Here is a 692-nt window from a genome sequence, read left to right on the forward strand (position 1 = left end):
GTAGAAAATCTACGTTATTTAAGAAAGTCAGAAAAACGACTGAAAAAAGCACAAAGGAGATTATCAAAACAATTTCGTCAAGGAAAGAAACAGTCTAACAACTATCACAAGCAACGGATAAAAGTGGCTAGACTTCATCTTAAAGTATCAAGACAACGTAAAGACAAAGCAATTAAAGATGCTTTGGCGTTAGTCCAGTCTAATGATCTGGTCGTCTATGAAGCTTTAAAGGTAAGAAACTTAGTAAAAAACCGTAAGCTTGCCAAGTCGATTTCCGATGCTTCTTGGTATCAATTCACTGAATGGTTGAATTATTTTGCCAAGATTTATCGGATTGTTTGTATTGCTGTATCTCCCCATTTCACGACTCAAGATTGTTCAGTTTGTGGGACGAGGGTTCAAAAATCATTAAGCACTAGAACTCATCAATGTCCTAACTGTAAAACAGTCTTAGATAGGGATCATAATGCAGCAATAAATATTCTGAAAAAAGGGTTGAAATATTTGGGAAATCATCTCAACGGTACTGTTGGGCAAACAGAAACCGACCCAAACGCCTTGGGAGAGTCCGACCTCTGGGTTTTTAATGGAGACATTGAAAATCTAAGCTGTCTCGTTGAACAAGGAATTTCTAACAGCGATGTGGAAAGAATCCCCCGTCACAGCGTAGCTTGACGGTGGGAGTATGTCAA

The 692-nt window shown here is 38.4% G+C and carries 1 protein-coding gene; it reads left to right on the forward strand.

All coding sequences use genetic code 11. The annotated features are described in order from the left end of the window. Nucleotides 1-675, forward strand: a 675-nt coding sequence (locus N0824_RS19155) for an RNA-guided endonuclease TnpB family protein (protein WP_146184306.1), incomplete at its 5' end; no start/stop codon positions are given. Between the last annotated feature and the right edge of the window lie 17 nt (nt 676-692).

It is taken from the genome of Microcystis sp. 0824 (assembly GCF_003112475.1).
Lineage (GTDB): Bacteria > Cyanobacteriota > Cyanobacteriia > Cyanobacteriales > Microcystaceae > Microcystis > Microcystis aeruginosa_C.